The organism is Streptomyces diversicolor (assembly GCF_057537855.1).
In genome coordinates this window covers 73,370-89,436 of record NZ_BAAJXA010000022.1, presented here as the reverse complement: position 1 = coordinate 89,436, position 16,067 = coordinate 73,370, and the positions used below count along the sequence as shown (strand labels likewise).

Here is a 16,067-nt window from a genome sequence, read left to right as displayed (position 1 = left end):
GTGCGAGCTACTGGCCGGGGCTACGAGCCGCCCGCCCAGGCCGTACGAACTGCACACCAGGGCCGTGCGAGCTACTGGTCGGGGCCGTACGGGCTGCCGGGCGGGGCCGTACGGGCGGCATGCCGGTCCGTCAGGGGCGTACGAGCAGCTGGAACTCGAAGGAGTAGCGGGACGGGCGGTAGATGTGGTCGCCGAACTCGACCGCGCGTCCGGTGTCGTCGAAGGTGGTGCGCTGCATGGTGAGCAGCGGGGCGCCCTCGGCCTCGCCGAGCCGTTCCGCCTCGGCCGTCCTGGCGCCCCGGGCCCCGATGGACTGCCGGGCGCTGTGCAGGGTGATCCCGGCGGCGCGCATCAGCCGGTACAGGCCGGTGGCCTCCAGCTGCCCGGTGTCCAGGTCGAGCAGGCCGGGCGGCAGGTGGTTGACCAGGTACGCCATCGGCTCGCCGTGGGCCAGCCGCAGCCGCTCGATGCGCTGCACCTCGCTGCCCTCGGCCACCCCGAGCGCCGCCGCCACCTCGGCGGACGCCAGGACGACGGTGTTGACGAGGACGGAGGTCGCGGGACGCTGGCCGGCCGCCTCCAGATCGTCGTAGAGGCTGCTCAGCTCCAGCGGGCGTTTGACCTGGCTGTGCACGACCTGGGTGCCGACCCCGCGACGGCGCACGAGCAGCCCCTTGTCGACGAGGGACTGGATGGCCTGGCGGACGGTGGGACGGGACAGGCCGAGCCGTCCGGCCAGCTCGATCTCGTTGCCGAGCAGACTGCCGGGTGTGAGCGCTCCGTGCTCGATCGCCGCCTCCAGCTGTTGGGACAGCTGAAAGTACAACGGGACCGGCGAGCTGCGGTCCACGCTGAGATCGAGCGCTGCGGTCGGGTCCACTTCTGGTTTCGGCACGGCCCGAGCGTAGCTCCGTGGCCGGTTGACGGGAAGTTGTGAGGTTCGATTGTCCGGACATACGGATTGACAGCGTCCGGGGTCGGCCCCCACTTTGTTTCCATGCGCATCGGGGTCATCGGTACGGGCCGCATCGGCACCATCCATGCGAACACGCTCAGCCGTCACCGCGAGGTCGGTTCGCTGATCCTCACGGACGCGGACCCGGCGCGGGCCCAGGAACTGGCGCACCGCCTGGGCGAGACGGCGGCGCCCGGGGTGGACGAGATCTTCACGTGGGGAGTGGACGCCGTGGTGATCACCACGGCGACCTCGGCCCACGCCGAACTCATCGGCCGTGCGGCCCGCTCCGCGCTGCCCGTCTTCTGCGAGAAGCCCGTCGCCCTCGACCTGCCGGGCACCCTGCACGCACTCGCGGAGGTCGACGCGGCCGGCACGGTCTTGCAGATGGGCTTCCAGCGGCGGTTCGACGCGGGGTACGCGGGCGCGCGGGAGGCCGTGCGCTCACGGCGGCTCGGGCGGCTGCACACGGTGCGGGCCATGACCGCCGACCAGTCCCCTCCCCCGCCCGCGTGGCTGCCGCTGTCGGGCGGGCTGTTCCGGGACACCCTGATCCACGATTTCGACGCGCTGCGCTGGGTGACCGGACGCGAGGTGGTCGATGTGTACGCGACCGGATCCGACGCCGGCCCCGCGATGTTCCGGGAGGCCGGCGACGTCGACACGGGCGCCGCCGTGCTCACGCTGGACGACGGCACCCTGGCCACGGCGACGGCGACCCGGCTGAACGGCGCGGGCTACGACGTCCGGATGGAGCTGGCCGGGGAGCTGGACACGGTCGTGGTGGGGCTGGACGACCGTACGCCCGTCGCCTCGACCGAGCCGACCGGGCCGCCGCCCGCGGACAAGCCATGGGCGGGGTTCCTGGAGCGGTTCGGCCCCGCCTACGAGGCCGAACTGTGTGCCTTCGTCGAGGTGGTGCGCGGCGAACGGGCCAATCCCTGCGACGGGCACGAGGCGTTGCAGGCGCTGCGCGTCGCCGAGGCGTGCGAGGTGTCCCGGCGCGAGCGGCGACCGGTGCGCCTGACGGAGATCGAGGGCGGCGACGAGACCCGGCCCATGCCCCGGACACCCGTGTGGTGAGTCAGGTCCGGCGAAGTCCAACGGCGCCGCAGACGACGGAGGTCCCAGCTCGGCCCTCCCGGCGGAGCGCCTAGCGCCCGATGTCGTCCGTGTCGTGCGTGGGGTCCGTGTCGTCGAGGAGTCCCGCGTCGTAGGCGAGCAGGGCGATCTGCACGCGGTTGTTGAGGCCCAACTTGGCGAGGACGCGGGAGACATGGGCCTTGACGGTGGCGACGCTCAGGAACAGCGCGGCGGCGATCTCGGCGTTGGCCAGGCCGCGGCCGACCGCGACGGCGACGTCCCGTTCGCGGTCGTTGAGCGCGGAAAGCCGCCGGCGCGCGCGGCTGCGCCGGGTGTCGGCGGCGGTACCGGCCGCGTGCGCCATCAACTGGCGGGTGACGGCGGGCGACAGGACGGGGTCACCGCCCGCGACCCGGCGCACGGCCGCCACGATCTCGGCGGGCGGGGTGTCCTTGAGGACGAAGCCGGCGGCGCCCGCGCGCAGGGCGTGCAGCACCTGTTCGTCGGCGTGGAAGGTGGTGAGGACCACCACCTGGGGCGGGTGCCGACGGCCGCGCAGCCGCCGCGTGGCCGTCAGCCCGTCCACGGACGGCATGCGGATGTCCATCAGGACGACGTCCGGACGGGTGCGGTCGACCAGCGCCTCGACCTCGCCGCCGTCGGCTGCCTCGCCGACGATCTCGATGTCGTCGGCCCCGCCCATCATGAGGGCGAGGCCCGCACGCACGAGCGGATCGTCGTCGACGAGAAGCAGTCTGATCGCGGTCATGGCCCATACGTAATCACGGGCGCGCGGCCCACGGGAGCGTAGGGGTGCCGGGCGCGACGGCCCGCCGGGCCCCGCATGGAGTTTCAGGCCGCGGCCCACGGCAGCCACGACCGCACCTCGAAGCCGCCGTCGCCGGTGGCGCCGTGGTCGAGCCGGCCGCCGGCCAGCGTCGCGCGTTCGGTGAGGCCGATCAGCCCCTGGCCGGAGCCGGGGACATGCGGGACAACGCCCTCAGGGGCGGTGTTGCGTATCGCGATGGTCAGTCCGTCGCCGGGGGCGCCGGTGACGGTCACCGTGACCTCGGTGCCGGGCGCGTGCTTGCGGGCGTTGGTCAGCCCCTCCTGGGCGATGCGGTACGCGGTGCGGCCGACGGAGGCGGGCACGGCACCCGGATCGGTGACCCGGCTGTCCAGGCCGACCTTGGTGCCCGCCGCACGGGACTGCGCGACCAGGGCCTCCAGCGCGGCCAGCGTCGGCTGCGGGCGGCCTGCGTCGTCGGCGTCGCCCGCCCGCAGCACGCCGATGATCTCGCGCAGGTCCTGCAACGCCTCGTGGGCGCTCTCCCGGATCACCCCGGCCGCCCGCGCGACCTCCTCGCGGGGTGCGTCGGGCCGGAACTCCAGGGCGCCCGCGTGCACGCTGAGCAGCGTGAGCCGGTGCGCGAGCACGTCGTGCATCTCCCGCGCGATGGCCTCGCGGGCCAGCCGCTGCGCCCGCTCGGCCCGCAGCCGCGCCTCCGCCTCGGCGCGCCGGGCCCGGTCCCGCAGGCTCAGCATGAGCTGCCGTTTGGACCGTACGAACATGCCCCAGCCGATGACGGAGAGCATGAGCAGCGCACTGATCGCGACGACCCCCGGATACGGGATCTCGGGGTCGGGGCGCAGCCAGTAGAAGAGGGGGAGCAGGGCGAGGTCGGCGCCGCCGATCCAGGCCACGTACCGCAGTGGCCGGTGCACGGCGAGCGTGAACAGGACGACCAGGCCGACGCCGCCGGCGGAGTTGGACAGGAAGCCGACCGGGATCATCGCGACGGCGAGCGCGACCGGTCGGCGGCGGCGCAGCCACAGGGCGGCGCAGGCCAGGGCGCCCAGCGTCTGGTCGAGCACGGCGAGCCCGTGGGCGAGTCCCGTCTCGTCGCGCAGGGACTCGGCACCCGCCAGGCCCAGGGCGACGGCCAGCAGGAAGCAGGAGAAGTCGACGACCCAGTCGCGTGCGGTGCGCCGTGGTCGCCGCCCGGCCGGGCCGGCGTCCGGGTCCAGCTCATGGATCACGGCCGACGGGAACAGCCACCGCCGGCCTTCGAAACCATGCGCCGCCGGCAGCGGCTCCGTGTCCTGCGTACCCGTCACAGTCGACAAATCTATGCGGGGACGGCCGGTGTGAGGGACCCGTGCGCCGGATCGCCGACCAAAGTCGCGCCGCCGGATACTTTCGGCGGCCCGGCCGGCGCACTCCGTCGACCCGTGGCGGAGCGGTAGGGCCGCACGGCCGATACCCGGCGGGCGGGCGGGGGGCGAGGCTCGGGGCATGAAGCGGTTTCTGGAGCTGATCGGTTTTCTCGCCCTGGTGCAGGGGGTCATGAGCCTGGTGCACGAGTTCACCGACTGGCATGTGGGGCTCGTCCAGCGGCTGGGCTTCCTCGACGGGTACGGGGTCTACGCGGGCATCGCCCTGATCGTGCTCGCGTTCGCCCTGTTCGGGGTGGCGGAGAGGCAGGGGCCGGACTGAGCCGCGGCCGACGGGGCACGCGGGCGGGCGTCACATAGGCGGGCACCACACAGACCGGCACCACATAGACCGGCACACACAGGCCGGGGCCACACAGCCCGGCGCCACACAGGCCGGCGCCACACAGCCGGCGCGCCACATAGACCGGCACACACAGGCCGGCACCACACAGACCGCCACCACACAGACCGGCACCACACAAGCCGACGCCACATAGACCGGCACCACACAAGCCGGCGCCACACAGGCGAGCGCCGCGCGGACGTGGCGTACGCCTACTCGCAGGACGGCGGCTTTCCGTCGGTGACCCATTCGAGGGCTGTTTGGCAACGGCGCTTTCCCGATCGGCGGCCGACGTGGTCCGTCGGGCTAGCGTGGCCGCACCGCCCCCGTACTTCACGAGCCGCCGCACGGCCGTGGCGCTCCGGCGGTTTTCCAGCGAGCGAGCAGAGGAAGCGCCCGACATGTCCAATCACTTCACCGGCCTCAGCCTTGGGCCGCCGCTCGGCGACCAGCGCCTCGATCTGTGCGACCTCTACGCCTTCCAGGCCCCGGGTGATCCGAGCAGGACCGCTCTCATCCTCAACGCCAATCCCAACGCCGATGCCCTGCACCCCGACGCCGTGTACCGGCTGAACATCGACAACGACGGCGACTATCTGACGGACATCGCCTTCAGCTGGGTCTTCGACCCGCCGGCGGCCGACGGCTCCCAGACCTACAGCGTCTTCATGGCGACCGGTACGGAGTCCCGCAGCCCCGAGGCGGTCGGCACCAAGATCGTGTCGGACGCCGCCGCCTCCTTCGGCCGCCGGGCCAACGTGGTCGACAGCGGCGCCTACAAGGTGGCCGCCGGCAGCCGCAGCGACGCCTTCTTCTTCGACTTCGACGGCATCAAGAACCTGTTCGACACCCGGGGCAACCGGAATTTCACCGCCCCGCACCTGAGCGGGCAGTCCCCGTGGACCGGCGTCGACTCCAACATCGCGGCCAACGTGTTCTCCATGGCCGTCGAGGTGCCGACCGCGGAGCTGGCACCCCAGCCCGAGCTGCGCATCTGGGGCCGGTGCAGTGTCCTGCGCGACGGCGAACTCGTCCACGCGGACCGGGCCGGCCACCCGTCGGTGAGCAGCTTCTTCAACACCGACGAGACGAAGGAGGAGTACAACGCCGGCGAGCCGGTCAACGACCGTGCCAGGTGGACGGACCAGTTCGTCCACCTGCTGGGCCACACCGGCGGCTACACGCCCGAGGAGGCGATCGCCGCGCTCGACGAGCACGGCATCCTGCCGGACGTGCTGCACTTCGACCCCTCCAAGCCGGCCGCGTACCCCAATGGCCGGACGTTCACCGAGGACGTCATCGACATCCGCGTCGCGTTCCTCACCAAGAACGAGGCACCGCCCACCGGTCTGTCGCCGCACACCGACACCCTGGACCGGTTCCCGTACCTCGGCGACCCGCACCCGGCAACGGCCTCCTGAGGGGGCTCGGGCCCCCTGTCCGTCGCACCGCGCGACCGCGGCCTGAAGGACTGGGGGCCGACGCCGGCCGAGAGAACTCGGGTGCGACGCGCCGGTGATGGGGCCCGGCCGCGTCGCCATGACAGGGGGTCGGCCCGCGTCGTGGTCCCTTACCGCCCGGCGCCGGAGCAGGGCACGACCGTCAGCGGAGCGGACTCCACGGTGCTCGACGTCCCGTCGGCCCAGGTGCCGGTCACGCGGACGGTGACCGTGTCACCGAGGTACTTGCCCAAGAGGTGGAACCGCGGCCTTATCGCGCCCGCCACCGGCCGGCCGTTCACGAGCCACTGGTAACCGAACTCCGCGTCCGGGGTCCACTTGCCCGGGTCGGCCGTCACATAACCGCCGACCTTCGGTGCGCCCTTGATGACCGGCGTGCCCGGCGCCTTCAGCCGGTAGTGATAGAAGGTGACGTTGCTGGGGCCGTTGGGATCCGGCTGCTCCCGGTTGAGGATGTTGAGGGTGAGACCGTCCCGGGTCTTGAGGAACGACAGGCCCTCGACCTCTTGGTCGTAGGGGACCTTGAGATGGAAGAGGACCTGGACCTCGCCGGTCGTCAGGTTGGCGCGGGACACGTTCTTCCCGTCGTCGTCCGAGGCGAAGTACATCCAGCCGTCATGGATCTTGCCGCCCTGGGCCTGGTCGACCGTCTGCGACAGCGGGATGTAGCGGTTGAACGTCCAGTCGCGCAGGTTGTAGACGGCGATCTCCGTCGCATCGTTGTAGGCCATGCCGTAGGCGAGGCCCTTGCGCGCGTCGACGGCGACCCAGCTCGCGACGTCCTTCACGCCGTGCGGCGGCTTCAGGGCGGCGGCCTGGCCGGTGTAGCTCAGATCGGCCGCGTTGTAGACGGCGAACACCGGCGTGTCGTACCGGCTGCCGGTCACCGAGTCGCGCGTGCTGGTGTCGAGCGAGATGTAGAGCTTGCCGTCGGCGTAGTCGATGTCGCCTATGTGGTTCAGGCCCTTGTAGGCGAGCGGCGAGGGGTTGGCCAGTTCGGACGGAATGGCCGGCGAGCTCTTGAAGATCGTGTTGTACCGCAGGTCCGTGATCTCCAGCCCGTTGGTGCTGGAGAAGTACCAGTGCGTGCCGTCGGTGGTGACGCCCTGGTCGCGCGAGCTCTCGGCATCGCCGGTGAACACGTCCTTGCCGATGAACTGCCACGTCTCGACCGCCTGCGCGGGTGCCGACGTCACGGGTGCCGCCAGAGCGGGTGCCGCCACCGCGGGTGCCAGCGCCACGGCCGCGCCGACCAGGGCGAGTCTGGCGACGAAGGTCCTTCCGGTGGAACGTCCCATGTTGACTCCATGTGCTCCGTCGGCGGACGACGCATGTCCGCCGTGTCGGCCTAAGTCCTACGAGGGCGAGTTTGCGCCACCACGGCGGCAGCATGACCGCACGCTGAACCTCGGCTGCGGCGGACTTGATCGGCACCCGGAGACGGCACGGGTGCTTCGCCGGCAGAGAAGCGGTGGGCGCGGGAGGCCCGGCCGGGCAGAGGGCCGGGCCTCCAGCAGGTCGCACCGTTCCTCGGACTGCTCGGTGGGGGCCTCAGCAGTCGTGGTCGACGAGGTCGAACGTGGCGTAGTGGTCGGCGGTGTAGTAGTCCTCCTGGTACTGCTCACCCGTGACGATGCGGCGCGCACCGCGCGTGGCGGAGCCCGGGGTCTTCACGGTGTACTCGTGGTAGTAGCCGGTGGGGTGGCTCGGCAGGATGCCTTCCCGGTTCTGGAAGACGCTGCCGTCCTGCGTGTACGGGAACGGGCCGCCCCGCTCGATCAGTTCGAGCGTGTCGTACGCCTGGGAGGGCAGGTCGCTGTAGCAGATGCTGCCGACCGCGGCGGCCGCCGGGGTGGCGGTGACGGTGCCGCCGACGAGAAGGGCGGAGAGGACGGCGGCTGCGGCGCCGGTGCGAGTGATGCGTGGGGGGAATCTCATGCCGCCATGATGACGCGCGTAGAGGATGGCATGTCAATGACAAGAGAGCAGAACTTCCCGCCAAGTCCCATGAATTAGCGGGAAGTTAACCTGGCGACCGGTTCTACTCCGGCAGTGCGTACGAGCCGTACTCGGGGCGGCCCGCGGTGTCGTACGTCTGGATCGAGACGCCCGCTGCCGTGACGCGCCCGGCGGTGCGGCGGAAGGCGGTCGGGGTGGCGCCGGCCGTGAACAGCCGGTGGCCCGCGCCCAGGACGACCGGGAAGGTCAGCAGGTGGACGGTGTCCACCAGGCCGAGGTCCAGCAGGGAGCGGACGAGCGCGCCGCTGCCGTGCACCTGGAGTTCGCCGTCCGTGCGCTCCTTGAGTGCGGTGACCTCCTTGGCGAGGTCGCCGCGTACCACGCTGGTCCCGGACCAGCCGGGTGCGTCCAGGGTCGCGGAGGCGACGTACTTCGGCAGGGAGTTCAGCCGGGACGCGACCGGGTCGGCGGGGTCGGTCACCCGCGGCCAGTGCCCGGCGAAGATGTCGTAGGTGCGGCGGCCGAGGAGGAAGGCACCGGCGCGGTCGAAGACCTCGGAGATGAACCCGGCGAAGTCCGTGTCGCCGTAGGGAACGGTCCAGCCGCCCTGCGTGAAGCCGCCGCGGGTGTCCTCGCGCGGGGTGCCGGGTGCCTGGTAGACGCCGTCGAGGCTGACGAAGAGGGTGGAGACGAGCTTGCCCATGGCGGGTTCCTGCTTCCTGGGGCGGGGTCTGCGGTCAGCAGTGCAGACCCCGCGCGCCCCCGCGACTCATCGCTTGGGCAAGGCGGCCCTGGTGACCGGCGGCGGCCGGGGCATCGGCGCGGCGACGGCCCTGCGGCTCGCCCGGCGGTTTGGCGGTTTTCCGCGCCCTTGGGTGGTCTTTCAGGCGACCCGGGCTGTGGGGCATGGGCGCCGTCGGGGAAGCGGTGGGGGCGGCCGTGCGAGTGCATCGGGGCTGGGCGCGCAGTTCCCCGCGCCCCCAGGTGGGATGACCCTGCGGTGGACTCCCAGGCGACCCCGACTGTGGGGCACTAGCGCCGTCGGGGAAACGGTGGGGGCAGCCGTGCGAGTGCATCGGGGCTGGGCGCGCAGTTCCCCGCGCCCCTGGGTGGGATGACCCTGCGGTGGACTCCCAGGCGACCCCGGGCTGTGGGGCGGTAGCGCCGTCGGGGAAGCGGTGGGGGCGGCCGTGCGAGTGCATCGGGGCTGGGCGCGCAGTTCCCCGCGCCCCTGGGTGGGATGACCCTGCGGTGGACTCCCAGGCGGCGTGGGGGGTGGGTTTGTCGGTCAGTGGGGTCTGCCGTTCAGTTGCTGGTGGCGGGCCTTCAGGCGGGTGGCGCCGTCGGGGGTCAGGGAGCCGTACAGGCGCAGCCGTGAGATGCCGCCGTCCGGGTAGATGTCCACGCGCGCGTGCGTGCCGACGGCCGGTTCCGGCAGGACGAAGCGGTGGTTGGTGTCCGGCTGGAGGCGGGTGCGCGGGACGATCTCGGTCCACTCGCCGCTCTCGTCCTCCGCCCCGCCCTCGCCGTCCCGCAGGGACACCGACGCCCAGCCGGCGCTGTTGCCCTTCAGACAGGCGGTGTCGATCTCGACCGCGCGGACCGCGGCCCGTGCGGCGAGCCGGTAGCGGATCCAGTCATGGCCCTGGTCGCGGCGGCGGCGCGTCTCCCAGCCTTCGTCCATCTGGCGGGAGCGGCCCGGCTGGATGGTGTGGCCGGCGGGCGAGTAGAAGCGGTCGGAGGCGTCCTCGACCCGGCCGCCGTTCTCCAGGGCGACCACGTCGAAGGTGCCGAGCACGGCCAGCCAGGCGGGATCGGGCACGACCTCGCCGTACACGCGCAGGCGCGCGATGCCGCCGTCGGGATGCTGATTGACCCGCAGGTGGGTGAAGCGCTGTTCGACGCCGACCTCGAAGCCGTTGGCCGCGTGGCCGCCGACGGGGGTGCGCGGCACCAGCACCGTCCACTTCACGTCGTCGGACAGCAGCGCCTCGGGCGACGGGGAGCCGGGCACGCAGGCGCCCTCGATGGACACGGCCTGCGGATGGTTGCCGCGGAAGTGGGCGGTGTCGACGACGATGCCCCGCACCACGCCGGGCGCGCCGAGCCGGACCAGCGCCCAGTCGTGGTCCTCGGCGGTGGGCCAGGGGTGGGCGGCGGAGCCGCCGCGGCGCCGGCGTGTCTCCCAGCCGTCCATGATCTTGCCCTTGTGCCCGAAGCGCTCGGGGTCGAACTCGGCGCGCCCGGGCAGCAGCAGGTTCTCCCGCTGGGCGAAGAACTCGTCGTTCGCAGCGATGACAGCGGCGCCGAGCCGGCGGTCGGCGAGGTCGGCGTGGTGGGTGAAGGGGAAGTCGGCGGTGTGGTAGTCCGCGTACGGGTCACCGCCTGCGTAGGGGCTCGCGTCGCCGGTGAAGCCGGGAATCGCCGTCACGGTGATCAAGGGTTCCTCTCGGGAGTCGGCCGCTGCGGGAGGGCTCAGGGGGTACGGCTCAGCAGGTGGCCCTTCGGTTCGGTGAACTCGCCGTCGGCGACGATGCGTTCGCCGCGCAGCCAGGTGGACTTCACGACGCCGTACAGGGTCTTGCCCGCGTACGCGGTGACCGGGTTGCGGTGCTGGAGGCGGGCCGGTTCGACGGTGAAGGTCTCGTCCGGGGCGAGGACGGCGAAGTCCGCGTCGCGGCCCGGGGCGATGGCGCCCTTGCGGTCGTCGAGGCCGACGAGCGCGGCCGTGCGGGTCGACATCCAGCGCACGACGTCCGCCAGGTCGTGGCCGCGCCGCCGCGCCTCGGTCCAGACGGCGGGCAGGCTCAGCTGGAGGCTGGAGATGCCGCCCCAGGCGGTGGCGAAGTCGGCCGTCTTCAGGTCGGCGGTGGCGGGCGAGTGGTCGGTGACGACGCAGTCGATCGTGCCGTCGGCCAGCGCCTGCCAGAGCAGGTCCCGGTTGGCGGCCTCGCGGATGGGCGGGCAGCACTTGAACTCGCCGGCGCCGTCGGGGACTTCCTCGGCGGTCAGGGTGAGGTAGTGCGGGCAGGTCTCCACGGTGACGCGTACGCCGTCGGCGCGGGCGGCGGCGATCAGCGGCAGCGCGTCGCTCGACGACAGATGGAGCACGTGCACGCGCGCGTCGAGCCGCCGGGCCTGTGCGATCAACTGCGCGATGGCCGTGTCCTCGGCGGCGCGCGGGCGGGAGGCGAGGAAGTCGGCGTATCGGGGGCCGCCGTACCGCGGGGCGGCGGCGAGCCGGTGCGGGTCCTCGGCGTGCACGACCAGCAGGCCGTCGAAGGAGGCGGTCTCGGCGAGCGTCCGGGCGAGCCCGGCCTGGTCGAGGTGCGGGAACTCGTCCACGCCGGACGGCGACAGGAACGCCTTGAAGCCGAAGACGCCGGCCTCGTGCAGCGGGCGCAGGTCCTTGACGTTGCCGGGCAGGGCGCCGCCCCAGAAGCCGACGTCCACGTGGGCCTTGTCGGCGGCGACGGCCCGCTTGGTGCGGAGGTGGCCGGCCGTGGTGGTCGGCGGTAGGGAGTTGAGGGGCATGTCCACGAGGGCGGTGACGCCACCGGCCGCCGCCGCGCGCGTGGCGGTCCAAAAGCCCTCCCACTCGGTGCGGCCCGGGTCGTTGATGTGCACGTGGGTGTCGACCAGGCCGGGCAGCAGGACATGATCGCCGACGTCTTCCAGGCGGGCTCCCGCGGCCACGGGCGCGTCGTACGGCAGTACGCCCATGATCGTCCCGGCGGAGACGGCGACCGAGGCGGCCCGCGTCCCCTCCGGGGTGATGACGCGCGTCGAGCGCAGCACCAGTTCGGCGTCGGACACCCGGGCCCCTCTCTGCCGCCGTTCGCTTCCAGGAAACGGGATGTACGCCCACGTAACGGAATTCAACGATCTGTTGAAGGAGTCTTCACTCCCGCTCCGCCGGCGTCAAGGGGCACACTGCCCGACGGGGCCCTCCGCACAGCCACTTGGAGCCTTCCACAACATGGAATTAGAATTCCGATCAGCAGAACAATGGCTGTGCACAAGCGGGGAGTCAACCGGCCGCCGGGTAGGCTTCTGCCCTTCCCGCCAGTCGAAAGGAACGCGCCGTGCCGCCGTCCAGCGCCAGCACCACCGACTCCGCCAAGTCCGCCGGCGGTGGGGTCCAGTCCCTGGAGCGCGCCTTCGACCTGCTGGAGCGGATGGCGGACGCCGGCGGCGAGGTCGGGCTGAGCGAGTTGTCCGCGAGCAGCGGGCTGCCGCTGCCGACCATCCACCGGCTCATGCGGACGCTCCTGGCCTGCGGGTACGTCCGCCAGCAGGCGAACCGCCGGTACGCGCTCGGTCCGCGCCTGATCCGGCTCGGCGAGTCCGCATCCCGGCTGCTCGGCACCTGGGCCCGCCCCTATCTGGCCCGCCTGGTCGAGGAGACCGGCGAGACGGCGAACATGGCGCTGCTGGACGGGGACGAGGTCGTATACGTGGCGCAGGTGCCCTCCAAGCACTCGATGCGCATGTTCACCGAGGTCGGCCGGCGTGTGCTGCCGCACTCCACGGGGGTGGGCAAGGCGCTGCTCGCGGACGTGCCCGACGACGAGGTGCGCGCGCTGCTGGCCCGCACCGGCATGCCCGCGGCCACCGAGAGGACCATCACCACGCCGGACGCCTTCCTGGCCGCGCTGGCGGACGTACGCCGGCTCGGCTACGCGATCGACGACAACGAGCAGGAGGTCGGCGTCCGCTGCCTCGCGGTCTCGGTGCCCGACTCCCCCACCGCCGCCGCCCTGTCGATCTCCGGCCCGGCGGGCCGGGTCACCGAATCGGCGACGGAGAGGATCGTGCCGGTGCTCCAGCAGGTGGCAGCGGAACTGTCCCACTCCCTGGCCAGCACCGCTTCCTGACACCCCCACCGACGCGCGCCTCGACAGCGCCCCAAAGGGGCGCGGGGAACTACGCGACCAGCCACAACAACACCGCACCCAAAGAACGACCGGTCACAAACGGCGGCACCGCATCCACACCAGACCCACCGGCCGATCCCGCCAACGGCAGAAGCACGCCCCAAAGGGGCGCGGGGAACTGCGCGAATGGCCACGACGGCGCCGCACCCGAAAAGAACACCGCACAAGCCGAGGCCAGCGCAGCGCTACCGTGGGGGTTCCCCGAACAGTTCCACCGCCTCGCGGACCTCCGCGAGGCCCCGTGACAGGGCGCTGACGGAGCCGATCGCGCCCGCGATCAGGAGCAGGGAGCGGCGCAGGCGCGGGATCTCCGGGTTGCCGTCGGAGGTCATCGCGGCCAGGGCCGCCAGCTCGTCCTCGGCCACCGCGCGGTCCCGGAACTCGGCCGGATGCGCGGCGAGTTCACGCCGCAGCCGGGAGACCGCGGTCCGCAGTCCCGTCACTCTCGGGTCCTCGTCGCTGCCGGTCACCGGCATCTGCCCCAAACTCCGCAACATGGCCCTCCCCCTCACACTACGCGTGGCGCACCCCTCGCGGTCCCGGCCGGCACCCGCTGCGCTGGTCGGACACCCAGGGACGCGGGCCAGTAAACGCCACCCGCCGCGCGCCGCGCCACTGCGCGGACCGAAATTCAGCCCCACGACACCGACTACTCCTCCCCGCGTCAGGTATGCAGGAGCCATGACGGACAACCAGGGCAACGGGACCGAGGTCGCCGGGCTGCTGCTCGCCGCGGGCGGCGGACGACGGCTCGGTGGCCGGCCCAAGGCACTGCTGGCGCACCGGGGCAGACCGCTGGTGGAGCACGCGGTCGCGGTGCTGCGCGCGGCCGGCTGCGCACGCGTCCACGTGGTCCTCGGGGCCGCCGCGGCGACCGTGCGGGAGCGGGCCGACCTCGGCGGCTGCGTCGTCGTGGACAACCAGGACTGGGCCGCGGGCATGGGGTCCTCGCTGCGGGCCGGGCTGGACTCGCTCGCCGGCACGGACACCCGTGCGGCCCTCGTCTCGCTGGTCGACCAGCCGGGCATCGGGCCCGAGGCGGCGGCCCGGGTGCGCGCCGCCTACCGGGACGAGGCGTCCCTCGCGTCGGCGGCCTACGCGGGCGTGCGCGGCCATCCCGTCCTGCTCGGCTCCGCCCACTGGCCGGGCATCGCCGCCGCCGCGACCGGGGACCGGGGCGCCCGCGGCTATCTGAAGGCGCGCGAGACGGCGATCACGCTCGTCGAGTGCGGGGACGTGGCGCGACCGTACGACATCGACACGGAGGCGGATCTGATCCACCTTGAGTGAGCGGCGTGGCACCGGGCGCCGCCTCGCCTCGACGCGGAGACTCACTACGTCGACAGTCCATTGAGCTTCCACGATGAGGAAACTAGTATCCACTGATCAGAAGCGCCCCGCCGCTCCACGCGCCCACGGAACGACTGGCACCCGGTGCCACCGCTGAAGGAAGTGACCGCTCATGTCCGCACCAGCGCCGTCCCCGCTGGCCATCGTCGACGCCGAGCCGCTGCCCCGGCAGTCGGAGGTCCTCACCGACGCGGCGCTCGCCTTCGTGGCCGAGCTGCACCGGCGGTTCACACCGCGCCGCGACCGGCTCCTCGCCCGCCGGGCCGAGCGCCGCGCCGAGATCGCCCGCACCTCCACGCTCGACTTCCTCCCGGAGACCGCCGCGATCCGCGCGGACGACTCCTGGAAGGTGGCCCCGGCCCCCGCGGCCCTGGACGACCGCCGGGTCGAGATCACCGGCCCGACCGACCGCAAGATGACCGTCAACGCGCTCAACTCCGGCGCCAGGGTGTGGCTCGCGGACTTCGAGGACGCCTCCGCGCCCACCTGGGAGAACGTCGTCCTCGGCCAGGCCAACCTGATCGACGCGTACACCCGGACCATCGACTTCACCGACCCGGGCAGCGGCAAGTCGTACGCCCTGCGCCCGGACGCCGAGCTGGCGACGGTCGTGATGCGCCCGCGCGGCTGGCACCTGAACGAGCGCCACCTGGTCGACGCGGACGGCACCCAGGTGCCCGGCGCCCTGGTCGACTTCGGCCTGTACTTCTTCCACAACGCCCAGCGCCTGCTGGACCTCGGCAAGGGCCCGTACTTCTACCTCCCGAAGACGGAGTCGCACCTGGAGGCCCGGCTCTGGAACGACGTGTTCGTCTTCGCCCAGGACCACGTCGGCATCCCGCAGGGCACCGTACGCGCCACCGTCCTGATCGAGACCATCACGGCCGCCTACGAGATGGAGGAGATCCTCTACGAACTCCGCGACCACGCCTCCGGGTTGAACGCGGGCCGCTGGGACTACCTGTTCTCGATCGTGAAGAACTTCCGGGACGCCGGGCCGAGGTTCGTGCTGCCGGACCGCAACGCCGTCACCATGACGGCCCCGTTCATGCGCGCGTACACCGAACTCCTCGTCCGCACCTGCCACAAGCGCGGCGCGCACGCGATCGGCGGCATGGCCGCGTTCATCCCGTCGCGGCGCGACGAGGCGGTCAACAAGGTCGCCTTCGAGAAGGTGAAGGCGGACAAGGACCGGGAGGCGAACGACGGTTTCGACGGCTCGTGGGTCGCCCACCCCGATCTGGTCCCGATCGCGAGGGAGTCGTTCGACAAGGTGCTCGGCGACCGGCCGAACCAGAAGGACCGGCTGCGCGAGGACGTCCACGTCACGGCGGCCGACCTGATCGCCGTCGACTCCCTCGACGCCAGGCCGACCTACCCGGGCCTGGTCAACGCCGTGCAGGTCGGCATCCGTTACATCGAGGCGTGGCTGCGGGGCCTGGGCGCGGTCGCCATCTTCAACCTCATGGAGGACGCGGCCACCGCCGAGATCTCCCGCTCCCAGATCTGGCAGTGGGTCAACGCGGGCGTCGAGTTCGAGAACGGCGAGAAGGCCACGCCCGAACTGGTCCGCAAGGTCGCCGCCGAGGTACTGGCGGAGATCCGCGCCGAGACCGGCGAGGACGCCTTCGCCGCAGGACACTGGCAGCAGGCGCACGACCTGCTGCTCCAGGTCGCCCTCGACGAGGACTACGCGGACTTCCTGACGCTACCCGCGTACGAACAACTGAAGGGCTGAGACCGACCACAACCGATCGGGACCC

General features: G+C 72.3%; 15 protein-coding genes. 6 read left to right on the top strand and 9 right to left on the bottom strand.

Translation table 11 applies throughout. The features are described 5' to 3' along the window. Positions 1–130 precede the first annotated feature (130 nt). Positions 131–880: a GntR family transcriptional regulator gene (locus tag AC27LF_RS25725; protein WP_479658886.1), complete on the bottom strand. Its 750-nt coding sequence runs from the start codon at positions 878–880 to the stop codon at positions 131–133. A gap of 117 nt (positions 881–997) precedes the next feature. On the opposite strand from AC27LF_RS25725, the gene AC27LF_RS25720 reads away from it, so the two are divergent. Next, entirely contained in the window at positions 998–2,038 is a 1,041-nt protein-coding gene (locus AC27LF_RS25720) for a Gfo/Idh/MocA family protein (protein WP_479658803.1), read from the top strand. 70 nt (positions 2,039–2,108) lie between these two features. Here AC27LF_RS25720 and AC27LF_RS25715 read toward each other — a convergent pair whose 3' ends face one another. Further along, positions 2,109–2,807, bottom strand: coding sequence for a response regulator transcription factor (locus AC27LF_RS25715; RefSeq protein WP_479658804.1), 699 nt, complete (start codon positions 2,805–2,807; stop codon positions 2,109–2,111). Positions 2,808–2,890: 83 nt separating this feature from the next. Further along, complete coding sequence (locus tag AC27LF_RS25710) at positions 2,891–4,165, bottom strand: sensor histidine kinase (protein WP_479658805.1); 1,275 nt, start codon at positions 4,163–4,165, stop codon at positions 2,891–2,893. Between the two features lie 169 nt (positions 4,166–4,334). On the opposite strand from AC27LF_RS25710, the gene AC27LF_RS25705 reads away from it, so the two are divergent. After that, positions 4,335–4,535: a hypothetical protein gene (locus AC27LF_RS25705; protein ID WP_479658806.1), complete on the top strand. Its 201-nt coding sequence runs from the start codon at positions 4,335–4,337 to the stop codon at positions 4,533–4,535. Positions 4,536–4,999: 464 nt separating this feature from the next. Beyond that, positions 5,000–6,019, top strand: a complete 1,020-nt coding sequence (locus AC27LF_RS25700; RefSeq protein ID WP_479658807.1) for a DUF4331 family protein — start codon at positions 5,000–5,002, stop codon at positions 6,017–6,019. A 149-nt stretch (positions 6,020–6,168) separates the two neighbouring features. On the opposite strand, the gene AC27LF_RS25695 is transcribed toward AC27LF_RS25700, so the two are convergent. The 5 genes from AC27LF_RS25695 to allB all read right to left on the bottom strand — a co-directional run bounded on the left by AC27LF_RS25695 (position 6,169) and on the right by allB (position 11,833). Continuing rightward, a complete protein-coding gene (locus AC27LF_RS25695) occupies positions 6,169–7,356 on the bottom strand; it encodes a hypothetical protein (RefSeq protein WP_479658808.1) in 1,188 nt (395 codons plus the stop codon). A gap of 253 nt (positions 7,357–7,609) precedes the next feature. Then, complete coding sequence (locus AC27LF_RS25690; RefSeq protein WP_479658809.1) at positions 7,610–7,996, bottom strand: guanyl-specific ribonuclease; 387 nt, start codon at positions 7,994–7,996, stop codon at positions 7,610–7,612. A 103-nt stretch (positions 7,997–8,099) separates the two neighbouring features. Beyond that, complete coding sequence (locus AC27LF_RS25685; protein WP_479658810.1) at positions 8,100–8,720, bottom strand: dihydrofolate reductase family protein; 621 nt, start codon at positions 8,718–8,720, stop codon at positions 8,100–8,102. 585 nt (positions 8,721–9,305) lie between these two features. After that, positions 9,306–10,448 carry an allantoicase gene (gene alc, locus AC27LF_RS25680; RefSeq protein ID WP_479658811.1) on the bottom strand — a complete coding sequence of 381 codons (1,143 nt, stop codon included), beginning with the start codon at positions 10,446–10,448 and terminating at the stop codon, positions 9,306–9,308. Between the two features lie 44 nt (positions 10,449–10,492). Further along, positions 10,493–11,833: an allantoinase AllB gene (gene allB / locus AC27LF_RS25675; protein WP_479658812.1), complete on the bottom strand. Its 1,341-nt coding sequence runs from the start codon at positions 11,831–11,833 to the stop codon at positions 10,493–10,495. A 269-nt stretch (positions 11,834–12,102) separates the two neighbouring features. On the opposite strand from allB, the gene AC27LF_RS25670 reads away from it, so the two are divergent. Then, the gene (locus AC27LF_RS25670; protein ID WP_479658813.1) at positions 12,103–12,894 is read left to right on the top strand and encodes an IclR family transcriptional regulator; all 792 of its coding nucleotides are present in this window, start codon (positions 12,103–12,105) and stop codon (positions 12,892–12,894) included. Positions 12,895–13,139: 245 nt separating this feature from the next. Here AC27LF_RS25670 and AC27LF_RS25665 read toward each other — a convergent pair whose 3' ends face one another. After that, positions 13,140–13,451 carry a DUF5955 family protein gene (locus tag AC27LF_RS25665; RefSeq protein WP_479658814.1) on the bottom strand — a complete coding sequence of 104 codons (312 nt, stop codon included), beginning with the start codon at positions 13,449–13,451 and terminating at the stop codon, positions 13,140–13,142. Between the two features lie 184 nt (positions 13,452–13,635). Between AC27LF_RS25665 and AC27LF_RS25660 the strand changes: the two genes are divergently transcribed. Continuing rightward, positions 13,636–14,244: a nucleotidyltransferase family protein gene (locus AC27LF_RS25660; RefSeq protein WP_479658815.1), complete on the top strand. Its 609-nt coding sequence runs from the start codon at positions 13,636–13,638 to the stop codon at positions 14,242–14,244. A gap of 172 nt (positions 14,245–14,416) precedes the next feature. Next, positions 14,417–16,042 carry a malate synthase A gene (aceB, locus tag AC27LF_RS25655; protein ID WP_479658816.1) on the top strand — a complete coding sequence of 542 codons (1,626 nt, stop codon included), beginning with the start codon at positions 14,417–14,419 and terminating at the stop codon, positions 16,040–16,042. Positions 16,043–16,067: the final 25 nt, after the last annotated feature.

Excerpts from the sequence above, each read along its gene's own strand:
- AC27LF_RS25665 (WP_479658814.1), bottom strand. The coding sequence starts at position 13,451 with ATGTTGCGGAGTTTGGGGCAGATGCCGGTGACCGGCAGCGACGAGGAC.
- AC27LF_RS25685 (WP_479658810.1), bottom strand. The coding sequence starts at position 8,720 with ATGGGCAAGCTCGTCTCCACCCTCTTCGTCAGCCTCGACGGCGTCTAC.
- AC27LF_RS25660 (WP_479658815.1), top strand. The coding sequence starts at position 13,636 with ATGACGGACAACCAGGGCAACGGGACCGAGGTCGCCGGGCTGCTGCTC.
- AC27LF_RS25720 (WP_479658803.1), top strand. The coding sequence starts at position 998 with ATGCGCATCGGGGTCATCGGTACGGGCCGCATCGGCACCATCCATGCG.
- AC27LF_RS25705 (WP_479658806.1), top strand. The coding sequence starts at position 4,335 with ATGAAGCGGTTTCTGGAGCTGATCGGTTTTCTCGCCCTGGTGCAGGGG.
- AC27LF_RS25690 (WP_479658809.1), bottom strand. The coding sequence starts at position 7,996 with ATGAGATTCCCCCCACGCATCACTCGCACCGGCGCCGCAGCCGCCGTC.
- aceB (WP_479658816.1), top strand. The coding sequence starts at position 14,417 with ATGTCCGCACCAGCGCCGTCCCCGCTGGCCATCGTCGACGCCGAGCCG.
- AC27LF_RS25695 (WP_479658808.1), bottom strand. The coding sequence starts at position 7,356 with ATGGGACGTTCCACCGGAAGGACCTTCGTCGCCAGACTCGCCCTGGTC.
- AC27LF_RS25700 (WP_479658807.1), top strand. The coding sequence starts at position 5,000 with ATGTCCAATCACTTCACCGGCCTCAGCCTTGGGCCGCCGCTCGGCGAC.
- AC27LF_RS25715 (WP_479658804.1), bottom strand. The coding sequence starts at position 2,807 with ATGACCGCGATCAGACTGCTTCTCGTCGACGACGATCCGCTCGTGCGT.